Source organism: Mycolicibacterium brumae, from assembly GCF_025215495.1.
GTDB lineage: Bacteria > Actinomycetota > Actinomycetes > Mycobacteriales > Mycobacteriaceae > Mycobacterium > Mycobacterium brumae.
In genome coordinates this window covers 1,022,313-1,037,836 of sequence record NZ_CP104302.1, presented here as the reverse complement: position 1 = coordinate 1,037,836, position 15,524 = coordinate 1,022,313, and the positions used below count along the sequence as shown (strand labels likewise).

Annotated in this window: 15 protein-coding genes and 1 pseudogene; 6 read left to right on the top strand and 10 right to left on the bottom strand. The window is 70.7% G+C overall.

From position 1 onward, the window contains the following. Positions 1-31 precede the first annotated feature (31 nt). Positions 32-952 (bottom strand): DMT family transporter, encoded by a 921-nt coding sequence (locus tag L2Z93_RS05245; protein WP_090585545.1) that lies wholly within the window; start codon positions 950-952, stop codon positions 32-34. Between L2Z93_RS05245 and L2Z93_RS05240 the strand changes: the two genes are divergently transcribed. The 3 genes from L2Z93_RS05240 to L2Z93_RS05230 are packed head-to-tail and all read left to right on the top strand — an operon-like array spanning position 951 to position 3,170. Then, complete coding sequence (locus L2Z93_RS05240) at positions 951-2,363, top strand: aminotransferase-like domain-containing protein (RefSeq protein WP_090585547.1); 1,413 nt, start codon at positions 951-953, stop codon at positions 2,361-2,363. The two genes, L2Z93_RS05245 and L2Z93_RS05240, sit on opposite strands and share 2 nt — an antisense overlap. A 37-nt stretch (positions 2,364-2,400) precedes the next feature. After that, on the top strand, positions 2,401-2,829 hold the full coding sequence (locus L2Z93_RS05235) for a hypothetical protein (RefSeq protein ID WP_234785989.1): 429 nt from the start codon (positions 2,401-2,403) through the stop codon (positions 2,827-2,829). Next, the gene (locus L2Z93_RS05230; RefSeq protein ID WP_090585549.1) at positions 2,826-3,170 is read left to right on the top strand and encodes a DUF3817 domain-containing protein; all 345 of its coding nucleotides are present in this window, start codon (positions 2,826-2,828) and stop codon (positions 3,168-3,170) included. Before L2Z93_RS05235 ends, L2Z93_RS05230 begins: the two co-directional genes overlap by 4 nt. A 202-nt stretch (positions 3,171-3,372) precedes the next feature. Here the strand turns inward: L2Z93_RS05230 and L2Z93_RS05225 are convergent, their stop codons facing one another. Then, complete coding sequence (locus tag L2Z93_RS05225; RefSeq protein WP_162561854.1) at positions 3,373-4,797, bottom strand: MFS transporter; 1,425 nt, start codon at positions 4,795-4,797, stop codon at positions 3,373-3,375. A gap of 75 nt (positions 4,798-4,872) precedes the next feature. Here L2Z93_RS05225 and L2Z93_RS05220 point away from each other — a divergent pair. After that, positions 4,873-5,943, top strand: a pseudogene (locus L2Z93_RS05220) (acyltransferase family protein); the annotation flags it as partial. A gap of 44 nt (positions 5,944-5,987) precedes the next feature. Here the strand turns inward: L2Z93_RS05220 and L2Z93_RS05215 are convergent. From L2Z93_RS05215 to clpS, 8 genes are all read right to left on the bottom strand, one after another. Beyond that, positions 5,988-6,584 (bottom strand): non-canonical purine NTP pyrophosphatase, encoded by a 597-nt coding sequence (locus L2Z93_RS05215; protein WP_090585553.1) that lies wholly within the window; start codon positions 6,582-6,584, stop codon positions 5,988-5,990. A gap of 8 nt (positions 6,585-6,592) precedes the next feature. After that, complete coding sequence (gene rph / locus L2Z93_RS05210; RefSeq protein ID WP_090585555.1) at positions 6,593-7,372, bottom strand: ribonuclease PH; 780 nt, start codon at positions 7,370-7,372, stop codon at positions 6,593-6,595. Between the two features lie 10 nt (positions 7,373-7,382). Next, positions 7,383-8,198: an MBL fold metallo-hydrolase gene (locus L2Z93_RS05205; RefSeq protein WP_090585557.1), complete on the bottom strand. Its 816-nt coding sequence runs from the start codon at positions 8,196-8,198 to the stop codon at positions 7,383-7,385. Between the two features lie 82 nt (positions 8,199-8,280). Next, positions 8,281-9,129, bottom strand: coding sequence for a glutamate racemase (gene murI, locus L2Z93_RS05200; protein WP_090585560.1), 849 nt, complete (start codon positions 9,127-9,129; stop codon positions 8,281-8,283). A 14-nt stretch (positions 9,130-9,143) separates the two neighbouring features. Further along, positions 9,144-9,809 (bottom strand): rhomboid family intramembrane serine protease, encoded by a 666-nt coding sequence (locus tag L2Z93_RS05195; RefSeq protein ID WP_090585647.1) that lies wholly within the window; start codon positions 9,807-9,809, stop codon positions 9,144-9,146. An 11-nt stretch (positions 9,810-9,820) separates the two neighbouring features. Continuing rightward, the gene (locus tag L2Z93_RS05190; RefSeq protein WP_090585649.1) at positions 9,821-10,858 is read right to left on the bottom strand and encodes a P1 family peptidase; all 1,038 of its coding nucleotides are present in this window, start codon (positions 10,856-10,858) and stop codon (positions 9,821-9,823) included. Between the two features lie 5 nt (positions 10,859-10,863). Continuing rightward, positions 10,864-11,466 (bottom strand): oxidative stress transcriptional regulator AosR, encoded by a 603-nt coding sequence (aosR, locus tag L2Z93_RS05185; RefSeq protein ID WP_090585562.1) that lies wholly within the window; start codon positions 11,464-11,466, stop codon positions 10,864-10,866. A gap of 3 nt (positions 11,467-11,469) precedes the next feature. Further along, on the bottom strand, positions 11,470-11,766 hold the full coding sequence (clpS, locus tag L2Z93_RS05180; RefSeq protein WP_090585566.1) for an ATP-dependent Clp protease adapter ClpS: 297 nt from the start codon (positions 11,764-11,766) through the stop codon (positions 11,470-11,472). A 403-nt stretch (positions 11,767-12,169) separates the two neighbouring features. Between clpS and L2Z93_RS05175 the strand changes: the two genes are divergently transcribed. Together L2Z93_RS05175 and L2Z93_RS05170 are read left to right on the top strand one after the other, a co-directional pair. After that, positions 12,170-13,468, top strand: a complete 1,299-nt coding sequence (locus L2Z93_RS05175) for a nicotinate phosphoribosyltransferase (protein WP_090585568.1) — start codon at positions 12,170-12,172, stop codon at positions 13,466-13,468. 5 nt (positions 13,469-13,473) lie between these two features. Further along, positions 13,474-15,486 (top strand): ATP-dependent DNA helicase, encoded by a 2,013-nt coding sequence (locus L2Z93_RS05170; RefSeq protein WP_234785996.1) that lies wholly within the window; start codon positions 13,474-13,476, stop codon positions 15,484-15,486. The last annotated feature ends 38 nt before the right edge of the window (positions 15,487-15,524 follow it).

Here is a 15,524-nt window from a genome sequence, read left to right as displayed (position 1 = left end):
CACATCCGGCGGCGCTGGGCGCTGTGGCGCGTCAGGAGTTTCGCGCCCGCACCGCCAGCAACGCGCAGCAGATCACCGCGGCCCCGCCGAGCACCGTTGCGGCGTCGACGTGTTCGCCCAGCAGCAGCGCCGCCCAACAGATCGTCATCACCGGTTGCGCCAGCTGCACCTGACTGACCTGGGCCATCGGCCCGATGGCCAGCCCGCGGTACCAGACGACGAAGCCAAGGAACATCGAGACCGCGCCCAGGTAGCCGAAGGCGCCCCACTCCAGCGCCGAACCCGTCGGCGGCAACTGGATGACCGCGACGGCGGTGAGCACCACCATGACCGGGGCCGCGAGCACCAGCGCCCACGAAATCGTCTGCCAGGAACCGAGTTCCCGAGACAGCAGGCCACCTTCGGCGTAACCGATCGCACACGCCACGACCGCGCCGAGCAGCAGCAGATCCGCCCAGCCGAGACTCGGCGTGCCGACCCCGCGGACTATCGCGAAGGCCACCGCGGCGACGGCGCCGGCGATCGCCGCGATCCAGAAGCGCCGGCCGGGCCGCTCGTGGCCCCGCAGCACGGCCATCACCGCGGTCACCGCTGGCAGCACCGCGATCACCACCGCGGCGTGGCTGGCCGAGGTGATGGTCAGGGCGTAGGCGGTCAGCACCGGGAATCCGAGCACAACGCCGCCGGCGACGACCGCCAGCCGCGCCCACTGCCGGCCGTGCGGGCGAAGCTGGCGGGTCAGCCACAGCGCCGCCGCGGCGATGGTCGCGGCGATCACCGCGCGGCCGGCGCCGACGAACAGCGGCGACATACCGCCGCCGGACACCGCGATCCGCGTGAACGGCACGGTGAAGGAAAAGGCGAACACACCGAGCAGGCCCCACCACAGCCCGGTTGGCCGGGTTGATAGCGGGTGCGACACAATTAGAGTAGCGCTATCCTCTATTCTCATGTCAAAGAGTAGCAGTGATCGAATCGCCGACGCACTGCGAATATGGGTGGCCACCGCGGCGCCCGGCGCGCAGCTGCCGTCCACCCGGACATTGGTCGCCGAGCACGACGCGAGTCCGGTCACCGTGCAGAAGGCGCTGCGGACACTGTCCGCGCAGGGCCTGATCGAAACCCGCGCCGGCATCGGCGCCTTCGTGCGGGCCACCCGAACCGCGCGTCCCCATGATTACGGTTGGCAAACAGCGGCATTGGGATCACCACAGCACCGCATGCCGTCGCTGCCCACACCACTGCGCACCGCGGGCCACAATGTCATCGCGTTCCACGGCGGCTACCCGGACAAGGAGCTGCTGCCCGAACGGCTGGTGCGCTCCGCCCTTTCCCGGGCCGCCCGCGGCGCCGCCGCGCTACGCCACCCACCGACCGCCGGCCTGCCCGACCTGCGGGCGTGGTTCGCCGACGAGCTTGGTAGCGCCACTCCCCCGGGTCTGTCCCCACCGGCGCCCGGTGACGCCATCGTGCTGCCCGGAAGCCAGAGCGGGATGGGCACCTTGTTCCGCGCTCTGGTGGGCGCCGACCGGCCCCTGCTGATCGAGTCACCGAGCTACTGGGGCGCGATCCTGGCGGCAGCGCAGGTCGGGGTGCGACTCATCCCGGTCCCCAGCGGACCCGACGGCCCCGACCCGGTCGCGCTCGACGACGCCTTCGTCCGCACCGGGGCCCGGGCGTTCTACGCCCAGCCGAACTTCGCCAACCCGACCGGCGGACAGTGGTGCCCGGCGCTCGCCGACGAGGTCCTGCGCATCGTGCGGGACCGGCGCGCCTTCCTCATCGAGGACGATTGGGCGCACGACTTCGGCATCGACGCGGACCCCGTTCCGCTGGCCGCCCGTGACGACGGCGGCCACGTGGTATACATCCGGTCGCTGACCAAGAGCGTTTCGCCGTCGATCCGGGTGGCCGGGCTGATCGCTCGCGGACCCGCCCGCGAGCGCATCCTCGCCGACGCCGAGGCCCAGTCGATGTACGTCAGCGCCGCGCTGCAGGCCGCGGCCCTCGACGTCGTCAGCCAACCCGCCTGGACCACCCACCTGCGGAGTCTGCGCCAACAGCTGTCCGCCCGTCGGGACCTGCTCGTCGAGGCGATCCGCGCCCACCTCCCCGACGCCCACGTCGAACCACCCCGCGGCGGCCTGCACCTATGGGCGCGCCTGCCCGACGACACCGACCTGCCCGCACTCGTCCGCAACTGCGAGACGTCAGGTGTGCTGGTGGCCGCCGGCGACAATTGGTTCCCCGCCGAGCCGACCGGGCGCTACCTGCGACTCAGCTTCTGCGGGCCCGACCCCGGCTCCTTCCCCGACGGCGTGCGCGTGATCGCCGACACATTGGCCCGGCAACGAGCCAACTGATTCCAACCGGCCGACCAGCTCGCGGTACCGTCGAAGCGTGTCTTCGCCCCGCCGCCATCGCCCAGCACTGATCGTGCTGGCGCTCGCCGGCGCGACGGTGTGCATGCTTTTGGCCTGGTGGCAGTGGTCGCGCTGGGAATCCAACTCCGGGACGTTCCAGAATCTGGGCTACGCGCTGCAGTGGCCCGCGTTCGCGGTGTTCTGCATTTACGCCTACCGCAAGTTCGTGCTGCTGGAGTCCGAACCGCAGCCCGCGCCCCGGCCGGACCGTCCGACCGAGATCCCCGAGGATCTGCTGCCCCCGCGGCCGTCGGCGGCCACCCTGGCCGGGCACGACGACCCGGTGCTCTCCGAGTACAACCAGTACCTGTCGTCGCTGCCCGGCGCCGACGACACCCCGCATCCGCACAATGACGATCGCCGTGGTGACGTGCCCGGCGCCCCGCAGGACAGGACCTCTGCATGACCAACCCCGAGCAACCCGTCGTCGCCTCCGTGGACTCGATCCGCAAGGCGCTGAATCTGTACCGGGTGCTGGCCTGGGCGACCGGTATCTGGCTGATCGCGCTGGTCTACGAGATGTACGTGAAGTACGTGATGCAGGTGCCGAACCCTCCGAACTGGATCGCGATCGTGCACGGCTGGTGCTACTTCGCCTACCTGATGTCGGCCGCCAACCTCGCGGTCAAGGTGCGCTGGAGCATCGGCAAGACCATCGGTGTGCTGATCGCGGGCACCATCCCGATCGTCGGCATCGTCGTCGAGCACTTCAAGACTCAGGAGATCCGGGAGCGCTTCAACTTCTGAGCCCTTCGACTTCTGAGCGCTGAGCCGGCCCGCGCTCGACGGAGCAGCGTTGCCCAGGCTTTGGTTCCGCAGTCATCGTGAGTGCGCGTGGATCGTTGATTTGGCCAGATTCCCGATCTGGACGCACACACAATGAAATTTCGATCTGGACGCACGCAGAACGGCTGAGACGGCCGCCCCGTAGAAGGTCCCGCAGCACCCGCTACGCCGGCTCATCCCGCAGGGCCGCGATCGGGTCCGGGATCAGCATGGCCAGCACGGTCGCGACCAGCGCCACCGCACCGGCGACCAGCAGCGCCGCGGTGAAGCCCGCCGCGCTCGGCACCGGGTGAGCCGGCGCGTCGGCGGTGGCCGGCGCCCAGACCACCATGGCGGTGAGGATCGCGGTCATCACCGTCGAGGAGATCGAGGTGCCCAGCGACCGGGCCAGCGCGTTGATGCCGTTGGCGGCCGCGGTCTCGGTGATCGGGACCGCGGCGTTGATCAGGGCAGGCAATGCGGCGAACCCGAACCCCACCCCGACGCTGACGATGATGCCCAGCAGCATCACCAGCGGCGCGCTGCCCAGCAGCCAGGGCCCGGCCAGGAACGACGCCGCGATGATCGCGCAGCCCAGCACCAGAGTGAACTTGGGTCCGCGGCGTTTGGCGACCGCCGCCGACACCGAGGAGAACACCATCATCGCCAGGCCGCCGGGCGCCATCCACAACCCGGTGGCGATCAGCGACTGCCCCAACCCGTGCTCCAGCGAGGTCGGCAGTTCCAGCACCTGCGGGCTGACCAGCATCAAGGTGAACCAGGCGAAACCCATCGACACCGACGCCAGGTTCGTCAACAGGACCGGGCGGCGGAAGGTGGTGCGCAGGTCGACGATCGGCGACGGGATCTTCAGCTGCCAGAGCGCGAACACCGCGAAGATGACCGCCGAGGCGACGAACATCCCCACCGTCAGCGGCGAACCCCAGCCCCAGGAGGCGCCCTTGGAGATCGGCAGCAGCAACGCCAAGAGCCCGGCCGTCAGCAGCACGGTGCCCAGCGGGTCGAAACGGCCCGTCGAGACCGCGGGCACCGGCGGCACCAGCGTCGCGAAGAGCACCGTCGCCAGCGCCCCGAGCCCGGTGGCCAGCCAGAACAAGGCGTGCCAGTGGGTGTGCTGGACGATGATCGCCGACAGCGGCAGTCCCATCGCGCCGCCGACGCCCAGCGACGAGCTCATCACCCCCATCGCCGAACCGACCCGGTCCGGCGGCACCGAGGAGCGCAGCACCGAGATCCCCAGCGGGACGATCGGCATGCCGAGGCCCTGCAGCGCCCGGCCCGCCACGAACGGCGCCAACGAATCGCTCAGCGCGCAGATCAGGGATCCGGCGGCGAGCGCCAGCGCGCAGATGATCAGCATCCGGCGCGGTCCGTACAGGTCGCCGAAGCGGCCGTAGAGCGGGGTCGCCACCGCCGCGGCGAGCAGGGTGGCGGTCACCGCCCAGGACGCGTTGGCGGAGTCGGCGCCCAGCATGGCGGGCAGCTCGGGAATGATCGGGACGATCAGGGTCTGGGTGAGCGAGACGCTGATTCCGGCGGCGGCCAGCACTGCCACCAGCACGCTCGGATGCCGGGTTCGCACGGTCATCCGGCTGAAGTCCACGTATCGGCAGCGTACTCGCAATTAGCCAGGCTTACTAACGGGCGTCGATAGAATCTGACCATGCCTGCGAGTTCGATCAGCCGCGACGGCGCGCTGACCGGGCTTCGCGCGATCGCCGCGATCCTGGTGATCGGCACCCACTGCGGATTCGTCACCGGCAAGATCCCGCACGGTTACACCGGCAATATCTTCGCCCGGTTGGAGATCGGTGTGCCGATCTTCTTCGCGCTCTCGGGCTTCCTGCTTTTCCGGCCGTGGGCCCGCGCCGCGCTCGCGGGCGGGCGCACGCCGTCGACGAAACGCTATGCGCGACGGCGGTTCCGACGCATCGTGCCGGCCTACGTCGTCGCGGTGCTGGTCACCTTCGCGTTCTACGCCGTCTACACCGGCGGCGGCGAGAACCCCGGTCAGAGCTGGTACGGACTGCTGCGCTACCTGACGCTGACCCACATCTACACGTTCGACTACATGGCGACCCGGCTGCACATCGGCCTGCCGCAGATGTGGAGCCTGGCCGTGGAGGTGTCGTTCTACGCGATTCTCCCGGTGCTGGCCTATCTGCTGCTGCGCCGCCGCGACGGCGGCGCCCGCAGTCCGGCCGCCGTGCTGTGGCTGATCGCCGCCCTAGCGTTGATCGAACCGATCTGGCTGGTGGTGCTGCACTCCACCCACCTGTTGCCGATGGCCGCCGGGATGTGGCTGCCCGCGCACCTCGCGCCGTTCGCCGGCGGAATGGCCTTGGTGATCCTGCAGATCAGGCGGGCCCACTGCCGAGCTCGGGTCGCCCTGCCTATCGCGGTCGCGACGTTCTTGCTGTCGGCCAACTCGCTGATCGGCGGGCATTATCTGGATCCGGTGCGGCCGTGGCAGCCGATCGTCGTCCCGCTGATGTACGCGTTGTTCGCGACGCTGCTGCTGGCGCCACTGGCGCTCGGCGACACCGGCTGGTGGCACCGCTTCCTGAGCACTCGGCCGATGGTGTTCCTCGGGGAGATCTCCTACGAGATCTTCCTGCTGCACATCGTGGTGATGGTGGCGACCATGGAGTACGTGCTGGGCTGGCCCGGGTTCACCGGCTCCGCGCTGGGGTTGTGGTCCCTGACGCTGCTGCTGACGATCCCGCTGGCGTGGGCGCTGAATTGGCTCACCGCGCCGAAGGATCTGCGGGCGCGGATTCAGCTCAGTTCGCGCAGCGCGGGGACGAGCAGCGCCAGCGCCCGACCGCGATGCGAGGAGGCGTCCTTCTCCGCCGGCGACAGCTGCGCCGCCGACCGCAACTCCCCCTCGGGCACGAACACCGGGTCGTAACCGAAACCGCTGTCGCCGTGGGGTTCTCGCGCGATCGTCCCGCGCCACTGGCCGCGGACCACCGTCTCGCCGCGATCGGACACCAGCGCGCAGGCGGACACGAACCCGGCGCCGCGCCGCTCGTCGGGCACATCGGTCAGTTGCGCCAGCAGCAACTGGTAATTGGCGACGTCGTCGCCGTGGCCACCGGACCAGCGCGCCGACAACACCCCCGGCATCCCGTTCAGCGCGTCGACGGCGAGCCCCGAGTCATCTGCCACACAGGCGATCCCGGTGGCGTTGAAGCCGTCACGCGCTTTGGCCAACGCGTTCCCCTCGAAGTCGGCGGCGGTCTCCGGGGCCTCCGGGTAGGCCGGCACGTCGTCCAGGGACAGCAGCTCGAGCTCCATCTGCGCGGCGTCGAGCACGCGGCGCAGTTCGGCGAGTTTCTTGCGGTTGCGGGTGGCGACCAGCAATTGCGGCACCGGAACTCCTAGCTGCCGAACGCCTTCTTGCCCGCAGGCCCTTCTGGCAGTTCGCCCGGGTACGGCAATTCCAGTGCCTGGCGCTGGATTTCGAAGATCTGATCGCAGGCGGCCAGGGCCGAGTCGAGCAGCTTGTCCAGCGTCGAGCGCGGGAACGTCGCGCCTTCGCCGGTGCCCTGGATCTCCACTAGGGTCCCGGTGTCGGTGGCGACCACGTTCATGTCGACCTCGGCGCGCGCGTCCTCCTCGTACGGCAGGTCGACGCGGACCCGGCCGTCGACGACGCCGACGCTGACCGCGGCGATCGCGCAGGACAGCGGCCGCGGGTCGGACAGTTTGCCGGCGGCGCCCAGGTAGGTGACGGCGTCGGCCAGCGCCACGTAGGCGCCGGTGATGGCCGCGGTGCGGGTGCCGCCGTCGGCCTGCAGCACATCGCAGTCGATGGAGATGGTGTTCTCCCCCAACGCCCGCAGGTCGATGCAGGCGCGCAGCGATCGGCCGATGAGCCGACTGATCTCCTGGGTGCGCCCGCCGACCCGGCCCTTGACCGACTCGCGGTCCGAGCGGGTGTGGGTGGCCGCCGGCAGCATCGCGTATTCGGCGGTCAGCCAGCCCAATCCGGAGCCCCTGCGCCAGCGCGGCACGCCCTCGACGACGCTGGCCGCGCACATGACCCGGGTCTGGCCGAATTCGACCAGCACCGAACCGGCGGGGTGGGTGGTGAAGCCTCGGGTGATCTTGACCGGCCGAAGTTCGTCATCGGTGCGGCCGTCTTCGCGAGTGGACACCCCGAAGACTCTAGTGCTTCTTGCGAATGTCGAACGCCTCGCCGGAGGAGACCGCGTGGATGGGGCCGTCGTACTCGGCCTTCGCCTCGGCGATCACGTCTTCGCGGTTGGTCCACGGCGGGATGTGGGTGATCAGCAGTTCGCCGACACCGGCCGCCGCGGCGATCCGCCCGGCCTCGGTCCCGGACAGGTGCAGATCGGGCGGGTTGTGCGGGCCGTGCGTCCAGGACGCTTCGCACAGGAAGACGTCGGCGCCCTGGGCGAGTTCGCCGATCGCGTCGCACATGCCGGTGTCGCCGCTGTACACCAGCACGGTGCCGTCGGAGTCGGTGAAGCGCATCCCGTAGGAGACGGTGGGGTGCACCATCGCCCGCACCAGCACGTCGAGGTTGCCGTAGCGGAACTCCATCTTGTCGGTGAAGTTCTTCACCTCGAAGATGTCGTTGAAGTCATCGAGGTGATTGCCGTACGGCGACGACGCCGCCGCCAGCCGCTCCCAGGTGTCGGCCGGACCCCACATCCGCTTGCGGCCGACGGGTTTGTTCGTCGGGTGGTAGCGCCGCCAGACGAAGAGTCCGGGCAGGTCCAGGCAGTGATCGGCGTGCAGATGAGACAGGAAGACATTGACATCGCCCGGGTCGGCGAAACGCTGCAGTTCCCCGAGCACGCCCCCACCGAAGTCGATGACCAGCGGTTCGCAACCGGTCGCCGTCAGCAGGTACCCCGAGGCCGGCGATCCGGGCCCGTTGACACTGCCGGAGCAGCCAAGGATGGTGACGCGCACATCCTTAGCTTGCCACGAGGTAACGCGATATGACCGGCACATCACGACATCGCCGTTGCGTGCCGCAAATCCCTGATTCTGGTGACGATGATCACCAAAATGGCTGGCCGGGTTCGTCCCTGACTCAGCGTGCCGGGCGGGACGCCGGCGCCTGGCTCACACCGGTGATCGCCGGGCCCAGGAACCGCGCGGCCAGCGCCAGGAACTCCTCCGGGTCGCCGGTGGCCTCGAACCGTCGCACCGGCGGAGGCGCGTCGTGCGGGCGCAGCAGATCGGCGGCGGTCAGCACCTTCAACAGATCCTTCGCGGTCTCCTCCGCACTGGAGACCAGGGTGACCCCGTCGCCCACCGCCAGCTGGATCAGACCGGACAGCAGCGGGTAGTGCGTGCAGCCCAGCACCAGGGTGTCCACGTCCGCGCGCTGCAGCGGCTCCAGGTACCCCTCGGCCAGCCCGAGAACCTGGCGGCCACTGGTGATGCCGCGCTCGACGAAGTCGACGAATCGCGGGCAGGCCACCGCGGTGATCTCGGTGTCCACCGCGGCGGCGAAGGCGTCCTGATAGGCGCGCGAGGTGATCGTGGCCTGGGTGCCGATGACGCCGATGCGGCCGTTGCGGGTGGTGGCCACCGCGCGTCGCACCGCCGGCAGAATGACTTCGACGACGGGCACGTCGTAGCGCTCCCGGGCGTCGCGCAGGCAGGCCGAGGACGCGCTGTTGCAGGCGATCACCAGCGCCTTCACCCCGCGGTCGACCAGGTCGTCCATGATCGCCAGCGCGTGCGCGCGGATCTCGGCGATGCTCAGCGGGCCATACGGCCCGTTGCCGGTGTCCCCGACGTAGATCATCTCCTCGTCGGGCAGCATGTCGATGATCGCGCGAGCGACGGTCAGCCCGCCGACACCGGAATCGAAGACGCCGACCGGGCGACTCGACGAGGGGCGTACTTTCCCCTCGGAAGAGATCGCCCGCATCGGCACTGCTCCGCTCACCGGCGCGCCGCCCGTCGCGCGGCCCGCGCCTTGCGCTCCGGGCCGGACAGCAGGTAGGCGGCGATGACGCCAGCGATCGCCCCGCACAGATGCGCCTGCCAGGACACCCCGCCGCAGCGGTTGAGCACCGGCACCGCGCCCCACAGCACACTGCCGTAGCCGATCAGCACCAGCAGGCCGACGACGATCTCCCACGGCTGCCGGGAGAACCAGCCGAACAGCAGCAGGAAGGTCAGCCAGCCGAAGATCAGCCCGGAGGCGCCGATGTGGTTGGTCGGCCCGCCGCAGGGTCCCCAGTCGCCGATGATCCAGGTGCCCAGCCCGCCGAGCACCCAGATGATGACCGTCGCCCATACGAAGCGGGACATCCCGGAGAGCGTCATCAGGAAACCGAGCACCAGGATCGGGACGGTGTTGGCGATCAGGTGGTCCCAGCCGCCGTGCAGCAGTGGGGCGAACAGGATCCCCCACAGCCCGTCGATGGTCCACGGCCGGATGCCGTACTGGTCCAGCCGGTGGCCACTGGCGGCGTCGATCATCTCGATGACCCACAGCGCGACGATGAAGGCGGCGATGGTCAGCCCGCCGACCTTCCAGGCCGGGGCCGACTTGTCCGGTTTGGCCGGTGGCCCTCCGGGCGGCGGGAAGCCGGCCGGCGGCATCATCGCCACGGCTAGCGCCCCGCGCCGAACGCGCCGGGCAGCACGTCGCGGTAGCCGGGCACGCCCGCCACCGTCGTCGCGGCGATCACGCCGACCAGGACCGCGCGGGCGAGCGCCTCGGCGGCCGCGGCGCCGACGGCGGTGATCAGCGCGGTGTCCGGTCCGAGCTGGGGCGGGGTCTCCGGGTCCGGCGGCAGCGCGACACCGCCGGTGGCCAGCGCGAACACGGTGTCCCCGTCGACCGGGGTGTGCGCGGGCAGGATCGATCGGGCCAACCCGTCCTGGGCGGCGATCGCCATCCGCTGGCAGCCCGCCTTGTCCAGCGCGGCGTCGGTGGCGACGCACGCGATGGTGGTGTTCAACGGGTTGTGGCCCTTGGCGCGCTTGGCGAAATCCGTGACCTGTTCGCGGGGCGGTTCCTGCAGTCCCAGGGTGCGGGCCAGATCGCCCATCCACGGCAAACCGGTCTCCGGGTCGACCACGCTGCCCGCGCTGTTGACCACCACGATCGCGCCGACGGTGACGCCGTCGAACCGGCCGGACAGTGTCACCGACGCTGTGCCGACACCGCCCTTGAGCACGCCGGAGCGCGCCCCGGCGCCGGCGCCGACCGTCCCGATCGCCACCTTCTTCTTCGCCGCTTTGGCCGCCGCCCGGCCGAACGCCGCGCCCGGTCGCTTGTCCCACGCGCCGACGGGCAGGTCGAAGATCACCGCGGCCGGCACGATCGGGACGGTCCCGCCGCCGAGCGACACCCCGCGGCCCTGCTTCTCCAGCCAAGACATCACCCCGCCGGCGGAGGCCAGTCCGTAGGCGCTGCCACCGGAAAGCACGACGGCGTCGACGTTTCGCACGCTGTTGGCCGGGTCCAGCAATTCGGTCTCGCGGGTGCCAGGAGCGCCGCCGCGGCAGTCGACCGAGCCGACGGTGTTCGGCGGGGCCAGCACCACCGTCGTCCCGGTCGCCCAGCCGGATCCGAGCGCGGCGTCGGGGTCCAGCCGGTGATGCTGGCCGACCCGGATCCCGGCGACGTCGGTGATCGATCCCAGGCGCGTCACGCCCGTTTGCCCATCAGGCACATCACCAGGTACTCCTGCAGCGCGGTCAGCCAGTGGTAGACGTCCAGGTGCCCGGCCAGTGGATGGTCCGGCGGCAGCAGGTCCAGCCCCTCCGGGCCGATCTGCAGCATCTCGCCGAGCGCGAGTCGGACATCGTTCACCGCGGCCGCCCAGGCGTGCGCGTCCTGCTCGGTCAGCTCCAGCCGCCCGCCGCCCTCAGGGATGCTGTCGCGCATGGTGGTCGCGGCGTCCCGTTTGGCGTCGATGATGTCCGGCTCGTGCATGCTGCGCAGCGCGGCGTTGAAGTCCTGCGGCGTCAGATCGGCCGGGTGCGCGTCGGGGTCGCCGCCATTGGGCGGGTCGGTGCGATAGAAGTCCGGCAGCAGCCGCGACATGGTGGCGTCCTCGGGCGGCTCCGGGTTGCCGGTCCGGATGCCGGTGAGCGATTCCAGCTCGTCGGCGGGCGCCTCGGCCTCGCGCTCGTCGAGCATCTCCAGCACCGAGGTGACCATATTGGTCAGCAGCAGCGCCTCCGGCGGCTCCAACTCGGATCGGAACCGCGGGCCGTCAGCGGTCTCGACCCGCTTCCACTTGCGCACCGGCTACGTGTCCTGCTGCATGCTGGCCCACAGTCCGGCGGCGTGCAGCCGGGAGACGTCGGCCTCCATGGACTCGCGGCTGCCGGCCGACACCACGGCCTTGCCCTCGTGGTGCACCTGCAGCATCAGCTTGGTGGCGTGCGGCTCGGAGTAGCCGAACAGCTTCTGGAACACGTAGGTCACGTAGTTCATCAGGTTCACCGGGTCGTCCCAGACGATCGTCACCCAGGGCGAGTCGAGCTTCTCGACCTGATCGGCCTGGCGCTGATCAGCCGGCTTGGTCGGTGCGGACGCAGCCATAGGTCACAGGATAGCCGGGGCCGGGGCGCGCCGATCGCTAAGCGGCGCCCGGGACCCGGTTCGGTCGCAGGTGGCGGCACTAGCGGTCATCGGCTGAGAAGTCATGGCGGCTGGTGAGAACTCCGGGCGGGCGTGCTCCGTCGAATGGAACGTGGTGGCGGCCCAGAGACCCAAAACCGCCCTGGTGTTCCACCCGATGAGATCGCCCGCCGTGGTGTCTCACTCGCGTACCTCACGTCTCAAACGCGTCCCTGAACTCTCACTCGATGCGCCCCCCGCCACCACTTCTCACTTGCGTGCCGGAGTTCTCACTCGATGACCGCCGGGGTCGGCGAACCGGCACTAGCGGGTCAATCCGCCCCGGACGCGCTACCCGGCCGCGCGCACGCATTAGCGTGAAGCCGTGACGGTGTCCCTGCTGACCGACAAGTACGAGCTGACCATGCTGTCGGCGGCGCTGCGCGACGGCGCCGCGCACCGCCGCTGCGTGTTCGAGGTGTTCGCCCGACGGCTGCCCGACGGCCGCCGGTACGGCGTGGTCGCCGGGGTCGGCCGGTTCCTCGAAGCGTTGGAGCAGTTCCGCTTCACCGACGCCGACCTGGCGTCACTGGACGGCCTGGACCAGGCGACGCTGGATTACCTGCGCGACTTCCGCTTCACCGGTGACGTCGACGGTTACCCGGAGGGTGAGCTGTACTTCCCCAATTCGCCGGTGTTGTCGGTGCGCGGCAGCTTCGCCGAATGCGTGCTGCTGGAAACCCTGGCCCTCTCGATCTACAACCACGACTGCGCGATCGCCTCGGCCGCCGCGCGGATGGTCAGCGCCGCCGGCGGGCGCACCCTGATCGAGATGGGCTCGCGGCGCACCCACGAGCGAGCGGCCGTCGCCGCGGCGCGCGCGGCCTACCTGGCCGGGTTCGACGGCACCTCCAACCTGGAGGCCGGCCGGACCTACGGCGTCCCGACGCTGGGCACCAGCGCGCACGCGTTCACCATGCTGCACACCGGGCCCGACGGACCCGACGAGCCGGCCGCCTTCGCCGCCCAGGTCGCCGCCCTCGGTGTCGGCACCACGCTGCTGGTGGACACCTACGACGTGACCACCGGGGTGGCCAACGCGGTCGCCGCGGCCGGCCCGGAACTCGGCGCGGTCCGGATCGACTCCGGCGACCTCGGCGTGCTGGCCCGCCAAACCCGCGAGCAACTGGACACGTTGGGGGCCAACAAGACTCGCATCGTGGTGTCCGGGGATCTGGACGAGTACTCCATCGCGGCGCTGCGCGCCGACCCGGTGGACGCCTACGGCGTGGGCACCTCGCTGGTCACCGGATCCGGGGCGCCGACGGCCTCGATGGTCTACAAACTCGTCGAGGTCGACGGCATTCCGGTCACCAAACGCTCCAGCAACAAGGCGTCGCACGGCGGGGCCAAGCAGGCGCTGCGGACCTCCCGCCAGACCGGGACCGTCACCGAGGAGATCGTCTACCCCGACGGGCAGCCGCCGACCATCGTCGACCCGTCTCGGCAGGTCAGCACCGCATTGGTGCGCGACGGCGCGCCGGTCACCGATCAGCGGACGCAGTTGGCCGACGGCCGACGGCGCGTCGCCGACGGTTTGGTCAGCTTGCCGTGGGAAGGTCTCAAGCTCTCCCACGGTGAGCCGGCCATCGCCACCCGGATCATCGCGCCCGGCGCGTCCTAGGAGCTATCACGGCATCGGTATCGGAATTGCTCGACGCGGCCGTCGCCGCGCTCGGGGGCGCCCGGCGCGACGGTCAGCTGCAGATGGCGCAGGCCGTCGACAAGGCGTTTGACACCGGCGAGCACCTCGCGGTGCAGGCCGGGACCGGCACCGGCAAGTCGTTGGCCTACCTGGTGCCGGCGATTAAACACGCCGCCGACGGCAACGGTCCGGTAGTGGTGTCCACGGCGACGATCGCGCTGCAACGTCAGCTCGTCGACCGCGATCTGCCCCGGCTGACCCAGGCGCTCGACGGCGTGCTGCCCAGAACGCCGACCTTCGCCTTGCTCAAGGGCCGCGGCAACTATCTGTGCCTGAACAAGCTGCACAGTGGGTCCGACGCCGAACCCGATGTGCCGCAAGAGGAATTGTTCAACCCGGTCGCCGCGAGCTCGCTGGGGCGCGAGGTGGTGCGGCTCAATGAGTGGGCCTCCGACACCGAGACCGGGGACCGCGACGAACTGCGCCCCGGCGTCACCGACCGGGCCTGGACGCAGGTCAGCGTGTCGGCGCGGGAGTGCCTGGGCCCGTCGCGCTGCCCGTACGCCACCGAGTGCCACTCGGAAAAAGCCCGCGCCGAGGCCGGCCGCGCCGACGTCGTCGTCACCAACCACGCGCTGCTGGCCATCGACGCGATCAACGACGCCGCGGTGCTGCCCGAGCACGGGCTGCTGGTGGTCGACGAGGCCCACGACCTGGTGGACCGGGTGACCGGGGTGGCAACCGGGGAGTTGTCGGCCACCGGGATGGGCGTCGCGCTGCGGAGGGTGGGCCGGCTGGTGGACGCCGAGCTGTCCCAGCGCCTGGAGGCGGCCACCGCGAACGTCGCCGCGGTGCTGCACGACCACGAGACCGGCCGCATCGACTTCCTCGATGAGGAACTCGGCCGGGTGCTGACGCTGCTGCGCGACGCCGCGCGCGCCGCCCGGGGCGCGATCGACGCCTCCCCGACCGACCCGAAGGCCGCCGCCGCCCGCAACGAGGCCATTGCCGCGCTGGAGGACCTCGGCGACACCGCCGCGCGAGTGCTGGACTCCTTTGCCCCCGCCATCCCGGACCGGCTCGACGTGGTGTGGCTGGATCGCGACGAGGTGCGCGGTCAGGTCAGGGCCGTCTTGAGGGTCGCGCCGCTGCAGGTCGCGGGATTGCTGCGCGGCCGACTGTTCGCCGAGACCACCACGGTGCTCACCTCGGCGACCCTGACGCTGGGCGGCTCGTTCGACGCGATGGCCCGCGGCTGGGGACTGGAGGGCGGCCCGACCCCGGTGCGCTGGCGCGGCCTGGACGTCGGTTCCCCGTTCACCCACGCTCGCTCCGGAATCCTCTATGTCGCAAAGCATCTGCCGCCGCCGGGGCGCGACGGCAGCGGGTCCGACGCCCAGTACACCGAGATCGCGGAACTGATCGCCGCCGCCGACGGCCGCACCCTGGGGCTGTTCTCCTCGATGCGTGCCGCCCGGGCCGCAGCCGAGGCGATGCGTGAGCGACTGGACACCCCGGTGCTGTGCCAGGGTGAGGACGCCACCGCCGCGCTGGTGGAGCGCTTCGCCGGGGATCCGCAGACCTCCTTGTTCGGCACCCTGTCGCTGTGGCAGGGCGTCGACGTTCCGGGCCCGTCGCTGTCACTGGTGCTGATCGACCGGATCCCGTTCCCCCGGCCCGACGACCCACTGCTCACCGCGCGGCAGCGGGCGGTGGCCGCGCGCGGCGGCAACGGGTTCATGGCGGTGGCCGCCAGCCACGCCGCGCTGCTGCTGGCCCAGGGCGCGGGCCGATTGCTGCGCCGCGCCGACGACCGCGGGGTGGTCGCGATCCTGGACTCCCGGATGGCCACCGCCCGCTACGGCGGCTTCCTGCGCGCCTCACTGCCGCCATTCTGGGCCACCACCGACGGCGAGCAGGTCCGAAAATCCTTGCGCCGGTTGCGGTCTGAGCACGCCGACGGAGACGAGCCCGGCGACGCGGCGCCGAAAGGCTGACCGCGCACTATCCTGGCCAGACCCGGACCGGCAGAAAG